Annotated in this window: 13 protein-coding genes; 8 read left to right on the forward strand and 5 right to left on the reverse strand. The window is 69.7% G+C overall.

Going from position 1 to position 16,876, the window contains the following annotated elements; translation table 11 throughout:
* The first annotated feature begins 45 nt into the window (after positions 1-45).
* Entirely contained in the window at positions 46-891 is an 846-nt protein-coding gene (locus FGW37_RS00355) for an arylamine N-acetyltransferase family protein (protein ID WP_179079182.1), read from the forward strand.
* 695 nt (positions 892-1,586) lie between these two features.
* The gene (locus FGW37_RS00360) at positions 1,587-2,633 is read left to right on the forward strand and encodes a DUF4034 domain-containing protein (protein WP_246430184.1); all 1,047 of its coding nucleotides are present in this window, start codon (positions 1,587-1,589) and stop codon (positions 2,631-2,633) included.
* A gap of 176 nt (positions 2,634-2,809) precedes the next feature.
* Here FGW37_RS00360 and FGW37_RS00365 read toward each other — a convergent pair whose 3' ends face one another.
* Positions 2,810-3,559 carry a hypothetical protein gene (locus FGW37_RS00365; protein ID WP_246430185.1) on the reverse strand — a complete coding sequence of 250 codons (750 nt, stop codon included), beginning with the start codon at positions 3,557-3,559 and terminating at the stop codon, positions 2,810-2,812.
* A 4-nt stretch (positions 3,560-3,563) separates the two neighbouring features.
* Positions 3,564-4,793, reverse strand: coding sequence for a hypothetical protein (locus tag FGW37_RS00370; protein ID WP_179079184.1), 1,230 nt, complete (start codon positions 4,791-4,793; stop codon positions 3,564-3,566).
* A gap of 392 nt (positions 4,794-5,185) precedes the next feature.
* Here FGW37_RS00370 and FGW37_RS00375 point away from each other — a divergent pair, with 392 nt between their 5' ends.
* A complete protein-coding gene (locus FGW37_RS00375; protein ID WP_179079185.1) occupies positions 5,186-5,692 on the forward strand; it encodes a hypothetical protein in 507 nt (168 codons plus the stop codon).
* Between the two features lie 40 nt (positions 5,693-5,732).
* Here FGW37_RS00375 and FGW37_RS00380 read toward each other — a convergent pair whose 3' ends face one another.
* On the reverse strand, positions 5,733-7,214 hold the full coding sequence (locus FGW37_RS00380) for an AfsR/SARP family transcriptional regulator (RefSeq protein WP_179079186.1): 1,482 nt from the start codon (positions 7,212-7,214) through the stop codon (positions 5,733-5,735).
* Positions 7,215-7,318: 104 nt separating this feature from the next.
* Here FGW37_RS00380 and FGW37_RS00385 point away from each other — a divergent pair, with 104 nt between their 5' ends.
* Entirely contained in the window at positions 7,319-10,318 is a 3,000-nt protein-coding gene (locus FGW37_RS00385) for an AfsR/SARP family transcriptional regulator (protein WP_179079187.1), read from the forward strand.
* Positions 10,319-10,452: 134 nt separating this feature from the next.
* On the opposite strand, the gene FGW37_RS00390 is transcribed toward FGW37_RS00385, so the two are convergent.
* Complete coding sequence (locus FGW37_RS00390) at positions 10,453-10,845, reverse strand: cupin domain-containing protein (RefSeq protein ID WP_179079188.1); 393 nt, start codon at positions 10,843-10,845, stop codon at positions 10,453-10,455.
* Between the two features lie 52 nt (positions 10,846-10,897).
* Between FGW37_RS00390 and FGW37_RS00395 the strand changes: the two genes are divergently transcribed.
* From FGW37_RS00395 to FGW37_RS00400, 3 genes are read left to right on the forward strand one after another with little or no spacing between them, the layout of a single operon-like run.
* Positions 10,898-11,896: a GlxA family transcriptional regulator gene (locus tag FGW37_RS00395; protein WP_179079189.1), complete on the forward strand. Its 999-nt coding sequence runs from the start codon at positions 10,898-10,900 to the stop codon at positions 11,894-11,896.
* A complete protein-coding gene (locus tag FGW37_RS33780) occupies positions 11,893-12,024 on the forward strand; it encodes a hypothetical protein (protein ID WP_281394659.1) in 132 nt (43 codons plus the stop codon). Before FGW37_RS00395 ends, FGW37_RS33780 begins: the two co-directional genes overlap by 4 nt.
* 54 nt (positions 12,025-12,078) lie before the next feature.
* A complete protein-coding gene (locus FGW37_RS00400) occupies positions 12,079-12,621 on the forward strand; it encodes a GNAT family N-acetyltransferase (protein WP_179079190.1) in 543 nt (180 codons plus the stop codon).
* 584 nt (positions 12,622-13,205) lie between these two features.
* On the opposite strand, the gene FGW37_RS00410 is transcribed toward FGW37_RS00400, so the two are convergent.
* The gene (locus FGW37_RS00410; RefSeq protein ID WP_179079191.1) at positions 13,206-14,348 is read right to left on the reverse strand and encodes an FAD-dependent oxidoreductase; all 1,143 of its coding nucleotides are present in this window, start codon (positions 14,346-14,348) and stop codon (positions 13,206-13,208) included.
* A 901-nt stretch (positions 14,349-15,249) separates the two neighbouring features.
* Here FGW37_RS00410 and FGW37_RS00415 point away from each other — a divergent pair.
* A complete protein-coding gene (locus FGW37_RS00415) occupies positions 15,250-16,509 on the forward strand; it encodes a S1 family peptidase (protein ID WP_179079192.1) in 1,260 nt (419 codons plus the stop codon).
* Positions 16,510-16,876 lie beyond the last annotated feature (367 nt).

The raw sequence follows: 16,876 nt of genomic DNA on the forward strand, positions 1-16,876 counted from the left end.
ACTCGTGGACGATCGACTGACGCCAGCGAAGGAAGCACGACGCACATGAGCCCCATATACGACTGGAGCGGCGATCTCCTGGACCTCGACGCCTACCTGGACCGCATCGGGTACCGCGGGGAGCGGGCCGCGACGCTGGGGGTGTTGCGCGGGCTGCACCGGGCGCACGTCACCTCGATACCGTTCGAGAACTTCGACGCCGTTCTCGGGGTTCCGATCCTGCTGGATCTCGAGTCCGTCCAGGGCAAGCTCGTGCACGGCGGTCGCGGCGGCTACTGCTTCGAGCACGTCACGTTGTTCGCAGCGGCCCTGGAGCGGCTGGGGTTCCGGTTCACCGCGCTGAGCGGGCGCATCACACTCGGTTCGCCCAAGGTCCTGCCCGCCACCCACGCGCTGCTGGCCGTGTCGACGGCCGACGACGAGCGGCTGTGGCTGTGCGACGTCGGCTTCGGCAGCGGGCCCCTGGAGCCGATCGAGCTCGCGGACGGCGTCGAGGCCGACTTCGACGGATGGGGCTTCCGGCTGGAGCGGCGTCCCGGGGCGCTGGGCTTCGACGACTGGTGGCTGCACCAGCGGCGCGAGGGCAACTGGCTGGACCGGCACACCTTCACTCTCAACCCCCAGTACCCGATCGACTACGTCGTCGGCAGCCACTACGTCTCCACCCACCCGCGCTCGCCCTTCGTCAAGCGCCCCTTCGCCCAGGCGTTCAGCGCCGCTCACCACCACCGGCTCGACGCGACGACGTGGACCACCTTCCGGCCCGACGGCTCGTACACCGAGCGGAAGATCGCGCCGGCCGACCTCGGGCGCGTACTGGCCGAGGACTTCGGCGTCATCGTGGGCCCCGAGGACCTGGCCCGGCTCCGCGACGGACTCGACCAGGCCTGAGAACTCGGCGAGGCACGAATCGTCCGGGGCATTCGCCGACACCGCGCCCCCGAGTCGCCGACACTCCGGCTGCCAGTGCCGTTCCGCCCGTAACCCTGATGATCGTACGCCGGGGCACCGGCTGTCCGTCCGTCCATGAGCCCTCCCGATCCCGTGGCGGTGCGTGAGGCGCCCGAGTTCACAACAGAGCGGGACTGGCCCGCAGCGGATTGGCACGATCCGGGCCCTGCGGGTGCGGGGCGTCCGGGTCGGCCCCGCCCGGCGCTACCGCCCCGGCCCGAGCCGGCCTTGGGAGAGCCAGTGAGTGGGAGCGCAGCAGGGCGGACTCGGTCAGTTCGGTGCGGTGCGGTGCGTTCGGCGTGGGCGAGATCGCGCAGGGCTTCGGGGCGTTCGGGCGCTCCAGGCGGGAGGCCGGATAAGCGGGGCAATTCGGCGCCGGGCGAAATTCCGCCCACCAGCCCCTCAATGGCACATATGATCCATCTCGCTTTCCATTCGCCAGATCTTCAGTGGGGGACTCTGCCCAGTGGGCACATCTCTGCGTGCCTTACAGGGCTCTCACCCTGGCGCTACGGCCGGCCACGGCTGACGTCCCCGGAGCGGCTCCGCTGCGCGAAGTGCTGCGTTTATCCTGCTGACTGTCCCTTGCCGCTGACTGCCCCTTACTGCTGAAACCCGATCGGATCCCTTCCTTCATGCTGCTGTCCATCATCGTCATTGCCGTCTCCGTCTTCCTCTGGTTCAGAAGGAAGCGGCGCGCGGCGCCGTCCGCCGCCCAGCTGGCCGCCGAGGGCTGGCTGCCGCCGGAGCAGCAGAACACGGACCGGTCCTTCGCGGACCACGAGGCGATCGCCCTGGTGGCGGCCCTCAAGCGGGGCGACTGGCAGCCCGCCGCCCGGGCGCTCGAGGCGACGGGTGCCGACTGGGACCGGCGCTCGGCGCTGGCCGGCATCATCGCCGACGAGGCGGCCAAGGAGGACGTCTGGCTGCGTGCCTGGGAGGCCGCGCGCCCCGGCGATGCCGGCGCGGCCCTCGTCAAGGCCAAGGCGAAGGTGACCGTGGCCGGGCAGGTCCGCGGCACGGCCTGGGCCAAGGACACCACGGCCGAGCAGTTCGCGGGCTTCCACCGGATACTGGAGGAAGCGCGGGAGGACTTCACCCGCGCCGTCGCCCTGGCCGCGCCCGAGGACCCCACCCCGTACATTGCCAAGATCCCGCTGTACACGGGCACGGGTGCTTCGCACGAGCAGATGCGGGAGCTGTGGGCCGAGATCACCTCCCGTACCCCCTACCACTTCGGAGCCCACTCGAGCGCACTGTGGTACTGGTTCCCGAGGTGGCACGGCTCCGAGGAACTGGCCCTGACCTTCGCGTGGACCGCGGCGCGCACGGCCCCGCCCGGCAACCTGATGACCATGCTGCCGCTGCACTACTGGTACCACCACATGGACGACGACGCCCCGGAAGTCGCCTACCGCTCGGTCGACCTCACCACCATGATCAACGCCGCACTGATGGACGTCGCGGCGTGCCGCCCCGACCACCCCTCGCTGCCGGGCGCCCGCCACCTGCTGGCATACCTGCTGACGAAGCAGGAACGGTACGCGGAGGCGGTGGAGCAATTCCGCCTGCTGGACGGCTGGATAGCAGCCACGCCCTGGACCCACTACACCAAGCCGGCACTCGCCTACTGCACCTACCGCAACGAGGCCATCACGGGCGCGCGCCGGGCGAGCCGCTGACGGAGGGCCGGGGCATTGTCACCGCCCCATCCCGTCCCGGCGCGGCGGGTGTCCTTCCTCTACAACATGTACGACATGCGCTGGTGCTGGAGCGGGGGGACATCCGGGCAGCGGAAGAGCAGCGGAACAGGATCCGTTCGGCAGCGAGCCGGAATCATAATCAAAATCCCTCAAGGTCAGACGGGCAGCATCAGATCGCTCTCGCTGATGGTGTACGTCAGCAGGGGGTAGCTGAAGTCCGTTTCCTTGTTCTCACGGCGCCGTAGTTGGTAGAACTCGCGCCTCTGCTCATCGTCGGCCGACACCAGGCGCGCACCCTGCGGGAGGTATGCATGTCCGTCGCGAAACCGAACGAAGGTCTTTGACGTTCGAAACGTTACGCCCAACCATTGGTTGTCCGCCGCCCGGACGGACATATCCAATACGATTTTGTGCCTGAGTCGCCGGTTCAAGTCGACAGAAAATGCGACGATACCGTTGTGGGCGAGGGGGATCTCGTACTTCTCGCCACCGGACCCCTTTGATTCGAGGATCAGCTTCCTCGGCGGGATCGCTTCGGGGTGTTGGTAACAGGAGAAGACGGCGATAAACGACTCGTCGGCCAGATCGAGGGCTTGGTCGGAATGGCTGCCCATGGTTTTGTAAGCGTCGGTGTAGCTCTCGATGAGAGCGTTGTTGAAGTCGACCGGGAGCGCCGCACGTTCTTGAATCCGTTGCGCCAGCCGTTCGTGCACCGCCCGGAAACGCTGCGCCGGGCTGCTGTATCGAGTGGTAGTACGCACGAGAGGCACACCACCCGCCTCGTCGGCCTTCGTAAGCGTGGCGGCTCGCCGGCCTTTTCCTACGTCTTCCCAACGAACCGACGCGGACAGCTCCGCGAAGAGATTCTCATCGGCTGGCAAATCGCACGAGAGGATCTCGTCCAAGATCCTAGGCTCGGGGTGCAAGGTAGTCTCCCGTGTTCATGCTGAACAGAAATTTGTCGCCGTAATCAATGAAGGACGAGGTTCTGTTCTCCTCGGCGTACAGCCTCCGCAGCTCGTTCATGCCGGCCGGTGTGGGTGGCCCCAGCTTCGCCAAATCTCCGGCCACTTTGAGGAATGTGCGGCCGTTCTTGTGAACGGCTTCGGTACTCGAACAGCGCACCACGTATCCCAGGCGGGTCGGGAGCAACTCGGCGTCCAACGGTGAGGGCCGGATTTCGTGCGTATACAGGCGGTTGGTGGACAGCGGCATGAAGAATACGGAGCCGGGGTAGAGCGTCAGGGTGAACTGCGAGGGGAGCGCGACCCCGTCGCGTTTTCCGGTCGGCTCCTTGAGGCGAAAGTGGAGTTTGGTCAGCCCACTGGCACCCTTCACGCCATAGTCGAAGGCGTCTTCGGCCAGGGGCTGCAGCTTGTCGAGCCGGTCATAGAAGGTGCAGAAGGCCATGATGCCATTGACGGGCATGTCCTTGGTCTTGTCGGCATGGGCCGAGATCTTGGCCTTGGACTGCTTGCGCTCGGCCGTGGCAAGGGAGTTGTGGTAGATCTGAGCGAGGACGTGATTGAGCGGTGCCTGGTTTCGGAAGACGGCGGCGGCCTCGCGGTTCAGAGCCTCGACGATGCGCGTGTCGGTCGGGCGAAAGCTCTCGGTCGGTCCCGAGAGATTCGTGGAGCACCGGAGCAGGCGGAAATGTAGTTCGTCACCGTTTCGTGTGACGGGCGTCAGATAGATTCCGCTGCGATGGGCTGTTCCAGGCTTGGTGGACTCCGTCAGGGATTGGAACGCGTGCTCCGCACGGATCCGTCCGAAGTGATCGGCGCCGAGCCCGAACAAGCGGCGGTAGTACACGCCGACGCCGTGTACGCGGATAGGAACTCGGCCGAGGTCGACGAGGGTCCAAGGTTTGTCGACGTCCTCATGGTAGCCGTGTGACAGTTCCCGGATGACGAATACCCGGGCAGCCACATCCAGTTGGCGGCTGCTGATCCCGGAGATATCGCCACACAGGTAGACGGTCTTCCGCGCGAGGTCGAGCGAACCAGAAGCAAGGTCCTCCGGCGTGATCACGGACCCGAAGAAGTCCCTGATCAAGTCATTGTCTTGCAGCATCGAAGGCGCAACCAAGGTGTTGCTCAAATCCTCGATACAGGCTTCTGTCAGCTCTGTTGTGCACATCAAACGGTACCTGCCATTCGCAGATCTTGGTGGATTATTCAAAGCCGTGGACACGACAACGGTCCTCCTCCTTTCGTTTGCGCTGCGCAGCGCAAACGAAAGGAGGAGGACCGTTGAACCTTGATGCTCTCACGGGGCTCGACAGCGGGCAACGGGGTTCTGCTGTACGGGCTGTAGGGGCTGTAGGGGCTGTACGGGCTGTGTGCGCAGCCGCTCGGCGAGGTAGCGGCAGGTAGTGAGGCCGGGCGGACAGCCCGCGTCGAGTACGCCCTCCTCACCTCCCCCACCTCACCGTTTATCGTTCGTTGAATCTTCTTTCACCGATGGAGGACACGCTCGTGGGAGACGTCGCAGCTACATCCCTTCGTCTCCGTCCCGCAGAAAGGATCGTCATGACCGTCATGACTCCCCCGAGCACGAAGCGTCCTTCGGCAGCCCGCCGCCTCACCGCCTTCGCGGCGTCCGCAGTGGTCGCCACAGCCGGCCTGCTGTTCGCCGGCGGCACGGCGCACGCAGCCATCAACCCCGAGCACACGACCATCTGGGACGACGAGCCGCTCTTCGCGGACTGGCACCTCGACAACGGGCCCGCCAGGCTCATCATGCAGAAAGACGGCAACCTCGTCTCCTACGTCAACGGCAGCCCGAGCTGGAGCAGCAACACGGTCGGCTGCGGCTACAAGGCCGTGATGCAGGCCGATGGGAACCTCGTGGTCTACGCGCAGGACGGGCGCTCATGCTGGGCCAGCGGGACTCAGCGGGGCTCACGCTCCTACCCGGTGAAGCTCTTCCTCGATTCCAGCGGCTCCCTGGCCATCTACGGTGACAACGGCAGATGGTGCCACAGCACGGCCCCGTACAAGGCGGACCTCTCCTGCGACGTGCTCTGGAAGTCTTGACACCCCTCGCTCACGAACCGGTCATCCGGTCATTCCCCGGTCATCCGGTCATCCGGTCGACCATGCTCGCCAGCGACCAGTGCGGCCGGGCGGCGAGCCGTGCCGCCGTCGTGCGCAGCAGCGCCGGGTGGCGTCGGCACGCCTCGGCCAGGGCCCGTGCGGCGTGCGGTTCGGCCTCGACACGTGAGGCTCCGAGCGTACGGGCAAGCAGGCCGAGTGCGTCTTCCGGGGAGAAGGCGCCCAGGGCGAGCCACCGGGCGTCGGGCAGGAGCCCGGTGAGCGCCCGGCCGGTGACCACGGCTGCGCATCCCGGATGCCGGGGAACCAGCGGGCGGATGCCGTCGAGGTCGCGCACGTCGTCGAGCACGACCATGACCCGGCGCCCTTCGAGCGCCGCCTGGTAGGCCGCGGCCATGGCCGCCTCGTCCTCGGGCACGTCGCCGCCGAGCGCCCGGATGAATGCGGCGAGGAGCCGGCCGGAAAGGACCGGCAACGTGTGCGGACCGGCCAGGCCGGCGTAGAGCTGACCGTCGGGGTAGAGGTCGCGCAACCGGTGTGCGACGTGGACGGCGAGGGTGGTTTTCCCGGTCCCGGCGGCTCCTTCGACGACCACCGGCCGCCGGGTGGCGGCGCCGTCGGGTGCCAGGGCTTCCAGAAGCAGGCCGGCTTCGGCGGTCCGCCCGGTGAAGTCACCGATGTCGGGCGGCAGATGGCACGGGCGGACGGGGCCGCGGGGGCCGGAGCGGGCCGGCACGGCGGGGCTGCCGAGGATCTCCCGGTGCGCCCGCTCCAGTTCGGGCGCGGGGTCGAGGCCGAGCTCCCCGGCACGGGCGCGGGCCTGGTCGAAGACGGCGCACGCCTCGTCACGCCGACCGCTGCGGAAGAGAGCGAGGACGAGCAGTGACAGCACCTGCCCGGAAGCGTCCGGGGCCTCCGCCAGAGCGGCGATCTCCGGCAGCACCTCTGCGTGCCGGCCGCGGGCCACGTCGATGGACAGCCGTGCTTCCAGGGCTGCCGTGCGACTGGCCGCCAGTCGCTGCCGGATCCGCCCGGCGAGCGGGCCGGGCACCCCTTCCAGGGCGGTCCCGTACCACAGGTCCAGCCCCTGGGTCAGGAGTGCGTGGGCACCGTCCGGGTCGCCCTTCCTGCGGGCCGCCGCAGCCGCCCGTACAGCGTCGTCGAAACGGTGCATGTCGACGGCCCCGGCCTCGACCGACAGCCGGTACCCCTCACCGGCCTGGAGCAGGGCCGCTCCGGCACCGGCACCGGCACCGGCCGGTGAGAAGCCCGGGAGCCGGCGGATGCGGTAGACGTGTGTGGCCAGGACCCGCTTCGGGCGGGCCGGCCAGTGCTCGTCGTTCTCTCCCCATACGGCGTGCAGGAGCTGGGTGGTCGTCAGAGGGCGGCCCCTGGCCGCCAGCAGCGCCGCGAGGACTGCCTGCTGCTGGGGCCGGCCCGCGGGAACCTCGGTGCCGTCCCGTCGTAGGCGCAGCGGTCCCAGCGTCTGAAATCGAACCGTCACTTCTCGCCCCAAGCCAGCCGTGTCACCGCGACGTTCCGGACAACCGATATCCCATCACAATACGCACTTCCTATGAAAGTTCGCCTGCGGAGAGGAAGCAAGCCATGGAGACGCACGGGAATTCTGCGGGGCGTCGGCCGTCCCAGGCAGTGGCACCGGCGTTCCGCTTCTCTCTGCTGGGTCCGGTCCGGGCTTGGCGTGACGGCGCGGAACTCCGCCTGGGCAGACCCCAGCAGCGCGAGGTGCTCGCCATCCTGCTCGGCGCCGCGCGGCGGACGGTGTCGCTGCCCCTGATCGCGGAGGGCGTCTGGGACGAGGCGGACCGGCCGTCCAAGCCGGATCATTCCGTCCGCACCCATATGTACCGGCTGCGCGGGGCGCTGGGGCACTCCGCCGAGACGCCGCTGCTCGTGACCGTCGGCGACGGCTACGCATTGCGCGTGCCCGCCGGCGCCGTGGACACCTGGGCGTTCGAGCAGGCGGAGGCGGAGGCCGGACGCCTCCGGGCCGCCGGAGGCACGGCCGAGCAGGCCCGGGACGTCCTGACGAGCGCGCTCGAACTGTGGTCGGCCGAGCCGCTGGCCGGCCTGCACGGCCCGCACGCCCGGGCGGAGCGGGACCGTCTCGGCGCCGTCCGGCAGTCGCTGCTGGAGGCCCGCCTGGAGCTCGATGCCGAGATCGGGGACCGGCCGGACCTGCATGCCGAGGCGGGCGACCTGGTCATCGAGTACCCGGCCAGCCAGCGGCTGCGCGGCGTCCAAATGCTCGCGCTCTACCAGGCGGGCCGGCAGGCTGAGGCACTGAGCGTCTACGAGGACACCCGGCGGTTCCTGGAAGACCTGCTGGCCCACCTCCCGCCGTCCGAGCGCAGACCCTGCGCGGCCCTGCGGGAGCTGCACCAGCGCATCCTGCGCGCGGAACCCATGACCGGGTCCGGCGGGCCGGCCCACCCGGCCCTCACCGCGGACGGCGTCCCGGGAGCCCACCGGCTGCCCCCCGGAATCGACGACTTCACCGGGCGGGGCGAAGTGGTCGGCACCCTCACCGGCATGCTCACACACCCCGGCACACGGGCCATCGTGGTCTCCGCCGTCAACGGTGTTCCGGGCGTGGGCAAGACCGCCCTCGCCGTCCACGCGGCGCGACAGGTCGCCGAGCGCTTCCCTGACGGGCACCTGTACGCGGATCTGCGCGGTGCCGACCGCGAGCCCCTGGCTGCGCAGACGATCCTGGTGTCGTTCCTGCGCATCCTGGGCGTGGCCGACGGCGGGATCCCCGCCGACGCCGACGAACGCCTCGCCCTCTACCGCTCGCTGATGGCGGAACGCCGGTTCCTGGTGCTGCTCGACAACGCCGCCTCCGACGACCAGGTGCAACCGCTGGTGCCCGGATCGGGGCGCAGTGCCGTCCTGGTGACCAGCCGCGCCCGGCTGACCGAGCTGGCCGGGGCGCAGCACCTGCGGCTCGACGTGATGCGGCCCGGGGAAGCCCTGGAGCTCCTGGGCCGGATCGTGGGCGAGCGGCGCTGCGCGGCCGAGCCCGAGGCGGCCGCGGACATCGTGACCGCGTGCAGCCGTCTTCCGCTGGCCATCCGCGTCATCGCCTCGCGCCTGGCCGCGGAGCCGGGCACGGCCCTCTCCGGCATGGTTCGCCGGCTCGGCGACGAGCACCGGAGGCTGAGCGAGCTGTCCACCGGCGAACTCGCCGTGGAAGCCACCTTCGAGCTCTCGTACTCCAAGCTGTCTCCCGAACAGGGCCGTGCCTTCCGGCTGTTGTCGGCCGTGGAGGCGCCGGACCTCGGCCTGCACTGCGCCGCCGCACTCCTCGGCCGGGACCCGCAGACCACCGAGGACCTCCTCGAATCCCTGGTCGACCTCAATCTCGTGGAGTCCCGGCGGATGGGCCGGTACCACTTCCACGACCTGGTGCGGGTCTTCGCACGGGCCAGGAACACCCGTGACGGCTCCCCCGCCGCGACCTCCAGGGCCTTTGCTCGGCTGCTGGACTTCTGCCTGGCCACCGCACGTGCCGCGGATGCGGCCTCGCACTCCGTGGACCCCACGGAGCGCCGGCTCATCGACGTGCCGGTCACCGCGGCCGGCCTCCGCTTCGGCAGCGCACAGGAGGCGACCGACTGGATGCACGAGGAGATACCCGTCCAGCGGGCGCTGATCGACCGCGCCTGTACGGATGAGTCCCTGCCGCTGGCCCAGGCAGCCGACCTCGTGGACAAGCTGAACAACGTGCTGCCCGGCACTGCCCACCAGACCAGCGTGATCGCCCAGGCTGGGCACGTCGCCGAGGTGGCGGCGGCGCGCGGCGACCGGACGTCCGAAGCCCTCGCCCGCTACGTGTGCGGCAACGCCCTGTGGCACACGAACGCCTATGCCGAAGCCGAGTCCGAACTACGGCGCTCGATCGCGCTGTGCGACGACGCGGATGACGCGGATGACGCGGGCGACGCGCGGCTGCGCGGCTGGGCCCACCTCACCCTGTGCGCCGGCGCGCGCGTCCGCGGCCGGACCGACGAGGCGGTCGAGCATGGCGAGGCGGCCGTACGGCTGTTCCGCTCTTCGCGTGCCGGGACCGCCGAGGGCACCGCACTGGGCGAACTCGCCTTCAACTACGCCCGGCAGGAACGACTCACCGAGGCCCGCACCGCAGCCGAGCGGGGCGCGCAGCTAGTGGGGCGAGAGCCCTCTGTTTCCAAGGCGATCGGCCTGTACTACCTGGCCCGTGTGCTGCGGCTGTGCGACGACGTGGGCGAGGCACTGCACCGCGCCCAGGAGGCGCTGGAGCTGTTCCGGTCCCTGAACGTGCCGGCCTTCGAAGCGGCCACCGGCGTCCTGATCGCCGACCTCCATGTCCAGGCGGGCCGGCACCGCCTGGCAGCGGATGTCGCCGAGACCTTCCTGCCCGTGGCCCGAAAGACGAGCCCCATACTCGAGGCGAGCCTGCTGCGGGCTCTCGCCCGCAGCCTGGTCCACCTCGGCCAGCGGGCAAGGGCCCGTACCTGCCTGGAAACCGCGCTCGGGGTGTTCGAGCAGCGGCAGGCACAGGCGGACGCCGACCAGACGCGCACCCTCCTCGCCGACCTCCGGTGAGCGGGGACCGCAGGTGCCGGCCGGCGACAAGGCGAAGTCCCGCGTCAGCGACGCCGCCGTTCAAGAGGAGGCACGCAATGCCGCGGTCGGCGCGTTGAGGATCCCCGTACCGGTCGCCGGCCGGACCGGCCTCATCAGCCGAGAGGGTGCCCCGTCGTCACGTCGACGTGGCCGGGGATCTCGTCGTGGCGGTCGCCGACCGTCGGCGTCCCGGTGGGTTCGAAGAGGAGGATCGCGGCGCCGGTTGCGGAGAACGGCTTGTGTTCCGTGCCCTTCGGCACGGTGAAGACGGTGCCCTGCGACAGCCGGACCGTGCGCTCCCCGGCCGCCTCCCGCAGAGAGATGCTCAGCTCTCCCTCCAGGACGAGGAAGAACTCGTCGGTGTCGTCGTGGGCGTGCCAGAGGTGTTCGCCGCGGACCTTCGCGACGCGGACGTCGTAGTCGTTGACGTGGGTGACGATGCGGGGACTCCAGAGGGCGTCGAAGGACGCGAGGGCCTTGCCGAGGGCCAGGGGTTCATTGCTCATGCAGGCATCGTCCCCGGTTGAGCCCGTCCTGGGTGAGTGCTAGGAATCGCAAATGCCGCAAGATTCCTCGCACGCACGCCGTGCTCCGGCGGCGGGCCCCCACCGCGTCGTCGTGATCGTGGACGAGAACTCCAACCCCTTCGAGCTCGGCTGCACGACCGAGGTCTTCGGCCTGCACAGGCCCGAGATCGGCCGTACGCTGTACGACTTCGGGCTCTGCTCCCCCGAGCCGAGCACCGTGATGCGCGACGGGTTCTTCACGCTCACGGGCGTCGCCGGCCTGGAGGCGGCCGACGCGGCGGACACCGTGATCGTCCCCAACCGGCCCGACATCGACGTGCCCCGCCGCCCGGCCGTACTCGACGCCGTCCGGCGGGCCCACGCGCGCGGCGCGCGGCTGGTCGGCCTGTGCAGCGGCGCCTTCACTCTCGCCGAGGCCGGGATCCTCGACGGGCGCCGGGCCACCGCGCACTGGCAGTGGGCCGACTCCTTCCGGGCCCGCTTCCCCCGCGTCCGCCTGGAGGAGAACGTGCTCTTCGTCGACGACGGGGACATCCTCACCGCCGCGGGCAGCGCGGCCGCGCTCGACCTCGGACTGCACATCGTCCGCCGCGATCACGGTGCCGGCGTCGCCAACGCGGTCAGCCGGCGCCTGGTCTTCGCCGCGCACCGGGACGGCGGGCAGCAGCAGTTCATCGAACGCCCCGTCCCCGAGCTCCCCGACGAGTCCCTCGGGCCCGTCCTGGCCTGGGCCCAGGAGCACCTGGAGACGGTACTGACCGTGGCCGACCTTGCGGCGCGCGCCGCGGTCAGCCCGGCCACGCTGCACCGCCGTTTCCGGTCCCAGCTCGGCACCACCCCGCTGGCCTGGCTGACCCGGGAGCGCCTCGCTCTGGCGTGCCGCCTCATCGAACGGGGCGCCATGTCCATGGAGGCCGTTGCGCGGCACAGCGGGCTGGGCACCGCCGCCAACCTGCGGGCGCTGATGCGCCGCGAAAGGGGACTCACGCCCTCGGCGTACCGGCAGAGGTTCGGCCCCGGGGCGGTATGAAGCGGCATTCGCGCGACGCCGACCTCGAGGGCTTGATCGTCTGGCCGTCAGAGCGCAGCACCTCGCTCTATCAGCGCTCCGGTTTCCAGCGTCCCGAGGAACTGCTGGAACTTCCACTCGACGCCTGATGGGTTCCACTGGTGAGGATGGTGGCGAACCCATTTGTGATCCAGAATGATTCGATGGTCACGCTTGAGACTCCCCGTTTGATCCTGCGTCGCTGGCGCGAGGAAGACGTTGCGCCCATGGCTGCCGTCAATGCCGACCCCGAGGTCATGCGGTGGATCCGTGACGGCAGCGTCCTTGACGCAAAGCAGACTCGCGGCAGGGTCCAGGCATGGGAGAGCGAGTGGGAGTCACAGGGCTTCGGCCTGTTCGCCGTGGAGATCCGGTCCACTGGCGAGCTGGCCGGGTTCACCGGCCTTTCGGTGCCCAACTTCTTGCCGGAGGTATTGCCGGCGGTTGAGGTCGGCTGGCGGCTGGGACGTTCCCACTGGGGGCGGGGCTTGGCCACCGAGGCCGCTGCGGCCGCTGTACGGTTCGGGTTCGAAGAGCGAGGGCTGGAGCGGATCGTCAGCATCACTCAAGTGGGCAACGACGCCTCCGAACGGATCATGACCAAACTGGGGATGCATCCGGTCCGTGAGACGGTCAATCCCACCGGGGGTCGGCGAGTACGGGTGTTCGAGTTGTCGTCGGACCAGTACGTCACAACCACTCGTTGATGGCGACAACGAGGACAGTGGCCTCGTAGGGGACCGCGAGTTTGTCACACCTGGTGGCCACGGCCCGGTGCCTCTTGAGGCGATTGATACCGCACTCGACCGCGTGCCGAGCCTTGTAGTCCTGCGGGTCGAACTTCGGCGGCCGGCCGCCGCGTGAACTGCGTTTCTTGCGGTTGCGGGCCCGCCGCGGGAGCGTCCCAGTCCGTGGTCGTCCGGCTCGCAGGCGACACCGCCAGGCGGTTCCTGTTGGAACTCCCCTTTTTACGCACACCGGCGGCGTGCTGATGATCGCGCACGATCGTAGAGTCCAGGTGCCGTCCCGCTGCCATCGACGGAGCAGGTCGTACACCCGACCCCGGGGTCCGTACTCGGCGGGCATGCCACAGCCCGCATCGAGCTCCCTGGCCCGGTGCCGGACCCACTGCCGGACGCGCCCCTGCGACCTGCGCAGCCCGTTTCCTTGGAAGTCATCTCATTTGGCGAGTCTGCGGTAGCAGATGAGGGTGCAGGCGATGCTGGTGAAGGCGAGGAAGTGGGTGGCAGCCCTCCGCGCCGCCTGAGCACCGGTTCGGGCCGTGAGGGTCTTATTGAGCCTGCTCGCCTCCGGTGATGATGTTGATCAGGCGCTGGGCCGCGTTGTCGCCGGAGTCGGTCCCGTTCCCGTCGACCTCGAAACCTTCGAACGTGGCGGCCTCGGCGCTGCGGGGGAACATGGCCTGCTCGTACTCGGTGAGTGCGGCCTCGATGTCTTCGGGGTGCGCGGCGAGGGCGTTGCCGAGTTCGGCGCCGTCGAGCATGGCCAGGTTGGCGCCTTCGCCGTTCGGAGGCGCGAGATGGGCGGCATCGCCGAGGAGGGTCACCCCCGGCAACCGGTCCCACCGGTGCCCGGTCGGCAGAGTGTAGTGAGGGCGCAGGACCGGCGCGGTGTCGCCGTCGGTGATCAGCGCGGTGAGTTCCGGCGCCCAGCCGTCGAACTCCCGCGCGATCCGCGCGGTGGCCGCGGCGGCATCGGTGAAATCGATGGCGGCGAACCAGTCCAGCGGCTTGGACAGTCCCACGTAGGTGTGCAGGGTGTCGCCGCTCTCCCGGTGAGCGAAGATGTCCTTGCCCGGCGAGGGCGCGATCAGCATCCCGCCGCCGACCGTCTTCGCGGCAGCCGGGTGCCGGGTGTCGGCGTCGAACAGGAATATCTCGACCGCCGACGTGCCGGCGTACTCGGGGGCTGCGGTGGAGAGCAGCGGCCGGACCCGTGACCACGCACCGTCCGCGCCGACGAGCAGGCTGGTGACGACGGTGCTGCCGTCGGCGAACGTCACCTCGTGGCGACCCTCGCCGAGGGCGCGGGTGCCGGCGGCCTTGTGCCCCCAGCGGACGGTGCCGGGCGGGAGCGAGTCGAGCAGGATCTGTCGCAGCTCACCGCGCTGCACCTCGGGGCGTCCGCCGGTGCCGTCGTCGGCCTTGTCGACCAGGACGGTCCCGTCCCGGTCGAGGACCCGCATCGCCTGGCGGCCCTCCAGGACGATGGCGTGGAACTCGTCCATCAGGCCGGCCGCCTTGAGAGCGAGCTGCCCGTTGTAGTCGTGGATGTCGAGCAGCCCGCCCTGTGTGCGCGCCGTCGGGGAGGACTCCGCCTCGTAGACCGTGACCGGGATTCCGTGGACGTGCAGGACGCGGGCCAGAGTGAGTCCGCCGAGTCCGGCGCCGATGATCGTGACAGGGCTGTTCATGGTGCTGGCTCCTTCGGGATCGAGGCCGCCCGGTGAGCTGCGGTCGGCCGTCTCCGGAAAGGTGCCTGACCCCGTCGACGAGCCGCCGACATCGGACCGACAGCCCCGACAGATGACCGACACCTCACACCACCCGACGGCCCGACAGGTGTGCTGTGCCGGCCGTCGGCCCACGTCGCCCACCGCGTCCACGTCGTCCCCACCCGGGCGGGACGTATGACCGCATGTGCGGGCGGCCCGGCGACGATCAGGACGGTGGGCGGAGCAGCGGCCGAGGCGGATCCGGTAGCCGCGACGCATCGCGCCCAGCGCCTGTCGCTCGGTGTGGCCTATGCCCGTCACCACGCATGCCCTGGTGCGGGGTTCGCGCCCCGATACGGCCGATGCCGTCGGCGCCGAGCATGAGGAGTCAACGCGCGCGGCGAGCAGACTCCGTTGCCGGACCGTGCCACGGCGCCCGCGCTCGCGCTCGCGGATGGGCACCGCCCGCGCTCCGACGTCCGCAAGCACATTCCGGCCGTGATGACCAAGGCACTTCCCCGGCCTGCTCCCGCGGGCGGAGCCGACCGAACGGTCGCACGGATTACGGCAATACTCGCCCTTACGCAGGGCAAAGCAACTGGTTCTACGAGGCCCCGCGCCGTTCGCCCCCGGAAGGTGGCTACTACACGAGGCGCTCTCGGGACGCTCGGGACGGGGACGGGCCCGCGGCAGCAACCTGACCCGTCTTGCGGGTCCGCAGCGGTGAGACTCCCGCGCTTCGTCGATGTGCTCGGCTCCGTCAAGTCCGGGCGCGTTGACAGCTTGTTGACCGGCCCCTGGTGTCCTCTGGGCATGGCCAGGCAGGAGGCACCGGAAGAAGCCTCCTCGGGCAAGGAACCGTCACAGGGGGGTTGCTGCTATGCGCAAAAGGCTCGGGCTGACCTTGGCCGCCGCCGCCGCGGCGTTGGCGTCCACAGCAGCGTCGGTCCCGGACGCGGGGGCCCGGGGGGCCGGGGATTCCGTCAGGCTGACCGCGAGTACGGCACCGCGGACGACGGACGCGGCCGGCTACTACCGGGTGGCCGCCGACGACCTTCACCGCAAGACCGGCATCCCGGTCGCCACGATCCGGCAGCGGCTCGTCGAACAGCCCGCACTCGCGGGCAAGGCGGCGGCCTTCAAGAAGGCCCTCGGGCAGCGTGCCGCCGGCTCGTGGGTCGACAGCCTCGGCGACGGCAGGGCGCACGTCGGCGTGCTCGACCGGGATGCCGAGGAGCGTGCCAGAAAGAGCGGTCTGGTCCCGCACCGGGTCAGGCACTCCACCACGCAGCTCAACCGCGTGAAGGCCGCCCTGGATGCGGTCGGGAAGCGCCAGGCGATGCCGCCGAACAGTGCGTGGTGGGTGGACGCCCCGGGCAACAACGTGTCGCTGGAGCTGTCGGACCGCCAGCCCGGCGGGCTGAGCGTACAGCAAGCCGCACAGAAGGTCTTCGCGGCGGCAGAACTGACGGAGGAGGAGCGGGCCCGAGTAAGGATCGGCACCTCACCCGGCACCATCCGCAGACACGGTCTCGTCGGCGGGGACGACATCCAGGTCGGGCCGGAGAACCATGACTGCTCGGCCGGACTGGGCATCCTGGACGGGAACGCCACCTACATCATCACCGCCGGGCACTGCGGAGAGCCGGGACAGACCGCGTGGCGCAATGACGGCGGCACCATCGGGTGGATCACCGAGAGGGAGTACGGCGCCGACGGTGACTACGCCCTCGTCGCGGTCCGGCAGCCCACCTCCTGGCGCCCCTTCGGGAATCTTCAAAAGGGCTCGCCCGACGGCGTCTTCAACACCTACAAGGGCTGGGTCACCCAGGCCCAGCTCCCCGAGCTCGACTCGTTCTTCGCCTGTGGTTCCGGCCGGTACCTGCGATGGGAGTGCGGATCGGTCGTCGACTCCAACGCCAGCATGACCAGTAACGACAAGGTCACCACCAACCACCTCGTCCGAGTGATCAAGATGAAGTCGCGCCCCGGCGACAGCGGCGGAGCCGTGATGTGGGGAGGCTTGGGCCTCGGAACGATCGTGGGCGGCAACGGCGAGGGCGTCACCTACATCCAGCCCGTGGCCACGGTGATCAACGCCCAGCCCGGCAGAAGGCTCCTCGACTGGCAGATCTGGTGACCCTGCCTCTGCGACCGGGGCCGGCCCGGACCCTCCGGCCCCCGAATGCCTCCGTGCGGTCAGCACGGCGGAAACACCCAATGGACCCATGGGACACAAGCCCATGGCAACGAAAGGAGATCAGTAATGAACGAGGAAATCCTGGCGGCCGTTGAGCTCGACGACCTGCAGATCGAGGAGCTCAACACCTCCGCCGAGTTCCTCAGCAACCAGACCTCCAGCTGCAGCACCACCCACTGAACACTCGTAAGCCGGTAAGCCGGTAGGTCGGTGAGCCGGTGAGCCGGCCCGCCGGAGCAGCTCCCCACGGTGCTCGCTCCGGCGGGCCGGTCCGCCTTGCAGTTGCTGCTCGGCCTTCGAAAGGATG

Origin of the sequence: Streptomyces rectiverticillatus, from assembly GCF_013394065.1 — a bacterium.
GTDB lineage: Bacteria > Actinomycetota > Actinomycetes > Streptomycetales > Streptomycetaceae > Streptomyces > Streptomyces rectiverticillatus.

Excerpts from the sequence above, each read along its gene's own strand:
- FGW37_RS00390 (WP_179079188.1), bottom strand. The coding sequence starts at position 10,845 with ATGAGCAATGAACCCCTGGCCCTCGGCAAGGCCCTCGCGTCCTTCGAC.
- FGW37_RS00400 (WP_179079190.1), top strand. The coding sequence starts at position 12,079 with ATGGTCACGCTTGAGACTCCCCGTTTGATCCTGCGTCGCTGGCGCGAG.
- FGW37_RS00370 (WP_179079184.1), bottom strand. The coding sequence starts at position 4,793 with ATGTGCACAACAGAGCTGACAGAAGCCTGTATCGAGGATTTGAGCAAC.
- FGW37_RS00410 (WP_179079191.1), bottom strand. The coding sequence starts at position 14,348 with ATGAACAGCCCTGTCACGATCATCGGCGCCGGACTCGGCGGACTCACT.
- FGW37_RS00395 (WP_179079189.1), top strand. The coding sequence starts at position 10,898 with ATGCCGCAAGATTCCTCGCACGCACGCCGTGCTCCGGCGGCGGGCCCC.
- FGW37_RS00375 (WP_179079185.1), top strand. The coding sequence starts at position 5,186 with ATGACCGTCATGACTCCCCCGAGCACGAAGCGTCCTTCGGCAGCCCGC.
- FGW37_RS00360 (WP_246430184.1), top strand. The coding sequence starts at position 1,587 with ATGCTGCTGTCCATCATCGTCATTGCCGTCTCCGTCTTCCTCTGGTTC.
- FGW37_RS33780 (WP_281394659.1), top strand. The coding sequence starts at position 11,893 with ATGAAGCGGCATTCGCGCGACGCCGACCTCGAGGGCTTGATCGTCTGG.
- FGW37_RS00355 (WP_179079182.1), top strand. The coding sequence starts at position 46 with ATGAGCCCCATATACGACTGGAGCGGCGATCTCCTGGACCTCGACGCC.
- FGW37_RS00415 (WP_179079192.1), top strand. The coding sequence starts at position 15,250 with ATGCGCAAAAGGCTCGGGCTGACCTTGGCCGCCGCCGCCGCGGCGTTG.
- FGW37_RS00385 (WP_179079187.1), top strand. The coding sequence starts at position 7,319 with ATGGAGACGCACGGGAATTCTGCGGGGCGTCGGCCGTCCCAGGCAGTG.